Origin of the sequence: Rhodococcus sp. (in: high G+C Gram-positive bacteria) (assembly GCF_049286785.1) — a bacterium.
GTDB lineage: Bacteria > Actinomycetota > Actinomycetes > Mycobacteriales > Mycobacteriaceae > Rhodococcus_F.
Map to the genome: position 1 here is coordinate 1 of NZ_JBAQEO010000763.1, position 5668 is coordinate 5668.

Annotated in this window: 7 protein-coding genes; 6 read left to right on the forward strand and 1 reads right to left on the reverse strand. The window is 65.6% G+C overall.

What is annotated here, in order from left to right:
• The 5 genes from WAW17_RS27550 to WAW17_RS27570 form a co-directional block, all read left to right on the forward strand.
• Positions 1-354: ethanolamine utilization protein (locus tag WAW17_RS27550; RefSeq protein ID WP_422336036.1), on the forward strand; the 354-nt coding region annotated here is incomplete at its 5' end.
• 18 nt (positions 355-372) lie between these two features.
• Positions 373-906, forward strand: a complete 534-nt coding sequence (locus WAW17_RS27555) for a dimethylamine monooxygenase subunit DmmA family protein (RefSeq protein ID WP_422336037.1) — start codon at positions 373-375, stop codon at positions 904-906.
• Positions 903-1880, forward strand: a complete 978-nt coding sequence (locus WAW17_RS27560; RefSeq protein ID WP_422336038.1) for a PDR/VanB family oxidoreductase — start codon at positions 903-905, stop codon at positions 1878-1880. Before WAW17_RS27555 ends, WAW17_RS27560 begins: the two co-directional genes overlap by 4 nt.
• Positions 1877-2875 carry a heme-dependent oxidative N-demethylase family protein gene (locus tag WAW17_RS27565; protein WP_422336039.1) on the forward strand — a complete coding sequence of 333 codons (999 nt, stop codon included), beginning with the start codon at positions 1877-1879 and terminating at the stop codon, positions 2873-2875. Before WAW17_RS27560 ends, WAW17_RS27565 begins: the two co-directional genes overlap by 4 nt.
• A complete protein-coding gene (locus WAW17_RS27570; RefSeq protein WP_422336040.1) occupies positions 2872-3444 on the forward strand; it encodes a TetR/AcrR family transcriptional regulator in 573 nt (190 codons plus the stop codon). The genes WAW17_RS27565 and WAW17_RS27570 overlap by 4 nt, the downstream gene beginning before the upstream one ends.
• A gap of 32 nt (positions 3445-3476) precedes the next feature.
• Here the strand turns inward: WAW17_RS27570 and WAW17_RS27575 are convergent, their stop codons facing one another.
• The gene (locus WAW17_RS27575; RefSeq protein ID WP_422336041.1) at positions 3477-4028 is read right to left on the reverse strand and encodes a HutD family protein; all 552 of its coding nucleotides are present in this window, start codon (positions 4026-4028) and stop codon (positions 3477-3479) included.
• Between the two features lie 235 nt (positions 4029-4263).
• Between WAW17_RS27575 and WAW17_RS27580 the strand changes: the two genes are divergently transcribed.
• A complete protein-coding gene (locus WAW17_RS27580; protein WP_422336042.1) occupies positions 4264-5619 on the forward strand; it encodes an ammonium transporter in 1356 nt (451 codons plus the stop codon).
• Positions 5620-5668: the final 49 nt, after the last annotated feature.

The window sequence follows — 5668 nt, forward strand, 5'->3', positions numbered from 1 at the left end:
CCCTTTCGCGTCACCGCCGGATTCCACCAGACCCTGCCGCAGATGCCGGTCTCGGAATACCCGGGCACCAAGGGGTTCATCGACGACGTCTTCTCCAACCCGGGCGGCTCAGAGATGTCGGCGGGCTATTTCGAACTCGAGCGCACGGACGCCCCACTCGACTACTACTACGCCTACGACGAGATGAAGGTCGTCCTCGAAGGTGAGTTCACCCTGGAGAACCTCGACACCGGCCAGGTCGAGGTGGCGAAGGCGAAAGATGCCATCTTCTTCCCAAAGGGCTCGCGGATCCGCTTCACCACCCCCGACCGCGCACTGGCCTACTTCGTCGGCCACCGATCCTTCGCCCCCTGATCCGCCATGGCGGTATCGATGAAGTCGACCAGTGTTCCGCGCTGGCGATCCGACTACTCGGCCGTCGACGACCTGGCCGCCGGCTCAGTCGTCACCCGCTACGTGCTCATCTCGGACAGTTCGGTCAGCCCGCCGGCCATACGCGAGTTGATCGAGCGAGTGGCCCCTGTCCCCACTCGAACGTCGAGCGTCGATGACGTGGACGGATCCGGGCTCGGGATGCTCGACGAACTGCTGTCCGAAGCGCGCATCGGATGGCGGTTCGTCGTGGCGGGTTCCGAGCGGACGGTGGGAGCAGTGCGGGCTCGGTTGATCTCCGCGGGCGCGTTGCCCGCGGAGATCGCCGCGGTGATCAGCGACGACACCGCTGATGCTCGGGTGCGCGACGTGTTGTGCGCGCATTGCCGCACGACGTCGCACTCGGTGCCGGTGGCCATCGGCGGTCGGACACAGTGTGCGGGGTGTGCGGCCGAACTCACCGTCTACTACCACTTCTCCCGGCGCCACAGCGCGTACCTGGGATATCGCGCGGATGCGGAGGAACTGCCATGACCATGACCCTCGAAACAGTTGCGGGCAAGAGCATTACGGGCGGACTGGTTCTCACGGTCCGCGAGGCACGGTTGTTGTGCTCGGGAATCCGTCAGATCGTGCTCGCGGATCCGGCGGGCCGCACCCTGCCGTCATTCACCCCGGGCAGTCATATCGCGGTCAACTGGGCCGAGGGTCGGCACAATTCCTACTCGCTCACCGGTCCCTCGATCGAGCCGGACCACTATGCGATCTCGGTCCGGCTCGACGAAAACGGCCACGGCGGTTCACGCTGGGTCCACGGCCTCGCGCCGGGGCAGAGAATCCGGGTGAGCCTTCCGCGGAGCGCCTTCGCCCCCGTGCTCAATGCTCGGCACCACCTGCTGATCGCGGGCGGAATCGGCGTCACACCGATCCTGTCGCACGTCCGGGCCGCCCTCGAATGGGGTCGTTCGTTCGAAGTGATCTATTCCTTCCGTGACCAACTGGGTGCGCACGCCGACGAACTGGCTGCTCTCTGCGGCGACCGGGTGATGACGGTATCCACGCCGGTAGAGCTCGAGGACTGCCTGGTCGCCAAGCTGGCGGACCAGCCACTCGGAACCCACGTCTACACCTGCGGTCCCGCGCCGATGATCTCGGCGGTGGCCGAGTGGGCCCGCGACTGCGGCTGGCCGCCGGATCGGGTGCACTCGGAGGCGTTCGGAGCGGGCCCGCTGCCCGAAGGAACGCCCTTCGCCGTCAACCTCGGACGCACCGGAATGGTCGTTCCCGTGCCCTCCGGCACGAGCCTTCTCGAAGCCTTGCTGGACAAGGGAATCAACGTCCCGAACCTCTGCCGCCAGGGTGTGTGCGGCGAATGCCGGCTGACAGTGCGCGGCGGCCGGATCGAACACCGCGACCTGTTCCTGACCGACGCGGAGAAGGCCGCCGGAGATTCGATCATGCCGTGCGTATCACGCTCCGCAGGAGACACATTGGAGATCGAGCTGTGACATCCACCGACGCGCGTGCCGACCACATCGCACACTTTCCGTTTCCCCTCCCCCGCGACCGGTACCGCTACAGCACCAACGTCGAGCCGGCCGGAAACTCCACCGACACCGTGGCCGGCAGCTGGGGCGAGAACCGCATCGACATCGACGGCCACTACCACCGAGAGCTCGCCGAGCGCGAGCGAATCCTGGTCGAGGACCCGTCGAGGCACCAGTGCCTGCCCCACATGGTCCCCGCCGCCTGGGACGCGATGCTCACCCTGATGCGCACCCTCGCCGACGAATACCCGGACACCATGACCCTCGAACAACGCCGAGACGGGTGGTTGTGGAAGAACGACCTACTCGGGATCGAACACAGCTTCGTGTTCGGTGACCGCGACACGTTGCCTGCGCCGCCGCTGGCATACATCTGCAACCAAATCCAGGAAGACGTCGTGCTCCTCGATCAGCGCGAGGGCGCGTTGTGGGGCGACGCCGGACTGGTGACGTTCGCGGCGGACTGGTCTTTCGGATTCGACGTGGGCATGAGCTTCCTCGAGATCCACGGCCCCGTCCCACGGATTCACAGCGAGAACATCATCACCCGCGCACACAATTTCCTGATGCGGCTCGGGCCCGGCCAAAGTTACCGGCGCACCAACTGGACGCTGACCGTGGACGGCAAACTCGACACGTCGACCGAGACCTATCCCGAGTGGGGGAAGGACCGGCGCACCCTCGCCGACGGTCCGCTCGACGAGGTCGGTGACCGCCTCTTCCTGAGAACCGAAGTGCAGCATCTGATCCGGCTCGCCCACTCCGGCGCCGTCATGTTCCTGATCCGGACGTATCTGCTGTCGTTCCGAGACGTCGCCTCCGTTCCGGAATGGGGCGAGCGGCTGTACAGGGTTCTCGAGGACCTGCCGGTGGACATGGCCGAATACAAGGGCATCAGCCGCATCCGTGAACCCGGCATGAGATGGCTTCTGACACATGGGGGTGTCGAAACGTGACGCTGACCGACAAGCGACCGCGGCGGGCGGCACCCCCGAACGATCGGGCTCTCGACCTCGCACGCGCGACGGTCTCCGTGATCGCCCGCGACGGCCTGCGCGGGCTGACCACCCAGGCCGTCGCCCTGGAGGCCGAAGCCGACGCCGCAGTCCTGCGTGGCTTCGGCTCAACCGATGCCCTCATCGATGCCGCGCTCCGCTACGCGCTCGACAAGAGTGCGAGCATCTTCGACGGCATCACTTCAGGCTCGTCGCTCGACAACTTCGTCGAGCACCTCACCGACCTCGTCGCCCGAGATCCCGACCTTCAGGTCTTCCAGTACGAACTGATGCTCGAGTCCCGGCGGACGCCTCGCCTCGACCCACACGTGAAGCTGCTGTACGCCACCTACCTCGAGGCGACGTCCCAGGCGCTGACCCGCCTGGGCATCACCGCCGACGAAGACCTGACCTTGCTGGTCTACTCGGCAATCGAAGGATTCATCATGCACCAGCTCGTCGCCAAGGATCGTCCAGCTACAGAACGCGCGATCGAACGCCTACGCAGGATCCTCTCGACCGCAAGGTAGTTCGCGCATGCGGTGCCGCTCCCGGCGGGCCTTCACGGGCGGTCGAAAATCTCGGCCTTCAGGATCAACGCATTTCCGGACGTGGTGACAGATCCCCGCTCGACGAGAAGGCAATCACCTTGCCCGACGGGCCCGAGGTCCGTCGTCAACCGCCCGTCGAGGACCAGCAAGAGTGCGGCCACTCGCTCGTCGGCGTTCAGGTCGAAGAGTAGGCCGGCATCGATGATCTCGACGGCGGCCGCAGCGCTCGACCTGTCGACCATCACGTTGAACGCCTCCGTCGGCCCCGCCGCGACACAGTCGGGTCCGCTCTCTCCGGCGAACGACGTCGGGCTCAGGCGCGGTATCACTGTCGGGGCGGCGCCGAAGTCCAGTGACACCGGGTGCGGGCCGATCACGGTGAATATCCGGTCCACACCGGAGAAGCATGAGAATGTCGAATTCGCTTGGAGTGTCGCGACACTGAACCGCCACCGGGAGGCGACACCGGTGGCGATCTCCGCAGTGCTCCCCAGCCCGTTGGCCCACCGGGCGGTCCGGCGATCCGCGCAGTGGATGATGCGCGCCGTTCGATCCGCAAGCAAGGCCTCTCCTCAGCTATCGCGTCTACTGATGAGATGCTAGATCAACTGACACAGCGCAGCGATCTCCACCCTCGGTGTCAGATCCGGCCCTTGCGGAACCAGCGCTAATTAACACATTCGTCACCGAGCCACCAACTTTCGCAATCTTATCTTTGGTTTACTACAGCTACACAATGATTCCCACTGGCGGACACCTTCCGTGTCGCGTCATTACTCCATCTAAGGGGACGACTTTATGAATGAAGCAGTCGCTGCGGCCGACACCGCCTGGATTCTGGCGGCATTCATGGCGGTGAGCCTGATGGTGCCGGGGCTGGCCATGTTCTACGGCGGAATGGTCAGCGCCCGCAACACACTCAACATGGCCATGATGACGTTCGGCGCCTTCGCCGTGGTCGGCGTGCTGTGGATCCTGTTCGGTTACTCCGCCGTCCTCGGTAACTCCCTCGGCGGGGCCGGTATCCTCGGCGACCCACTCGAGTTCTTCGGCTCGAGCTCGCTACTGCAGGCACCGACCGAACCCGGTTTGCCACCCGCTCTGATCTCGGGATTCCAATTACTGTTCGCGGCGATCACAGTCGCCCTCATCTCGGGCGCGCTCGCCGACCGGATGAAGTTCGGCGCCTGGATGGTGTTCGCCGGACTCTGGGCCACGTTCGTGTACTTCCCTGTCGCGCACTGGGTCTTCGCGTTCGACTCCGAGGACGGCTCCGTAATCGGTGGATGGATCGCGAACACTCTCGGTGCCATCGACTTCGCAGGCGGCACCGCCGTCCACATCAACGCCGGTGTAGCGGCCCTCGCCCTCGTGCTGGTGCTCGGCGCCCGCAAGACATTCCCCGCCCCGCCCCGCCCGCACAGCCTTCCGCTGACCATGCTCGGAGCCGGCATCCTGCTGTTCGGCTGGTTCGGGTTCAACGGCGGCTCCGCCCTGTCAGCGGGTCTCAGCGCTTCCGTCGTCGTTCTGAACACCATCGCCTCGGCCTGCGCCGGCATCTGCGCCTGGCTGATAGTCGAGAAGCTGCGCGAAGGTCGTGCCACCTCACTGGGTGCCGCGTCCGGGCTGATCGCGGCGCTCGTCGCTATCACGCCGGCATGTGGCGCGGTCTCCCCCCTCGGCGCGCTGGCGATCGGAGCGGCTGCGGGCGCGGTGTGCTGCCTGGCGGTATCGGTGAAATACCGACTCGGATACGACGATGCACTCGACGTGGTGGGGGTTCACCTCGTCGGCGGCGTCTTGGGCACGGTGCTGATCGGCTTCATTGCAGACCCGGCGGCCCCCAACGGCGTGGCAGGACTCTTCTACGGTGGCGGCTTCGACGTCCTCTGGCGCCAATGTGTGGCCGTGGCAGCAGTTCTCGCGTACAGCTTCGTCGTGACAGTCATTATCGCGTTGGCGCTGAAGAAGGTGATGGGAATCCGGGCCCATCCCGACAACGAGTACGACGGACTCGACGTCTCCGTCCACGGGGAAACGGCATACGTCCTCGACTCCGCGACCCTCACGGGGCAGACCCACGACGTATCCGACGCGGTCCTGGGGGCCGAGCGAATCACGAATAGCGCGGCGAAGGATGCAGCGACGGCCTGAACCGACAAAGCGACGACAGCAGTGGCCCTGCCCGCGGTGCTCCGCGGGC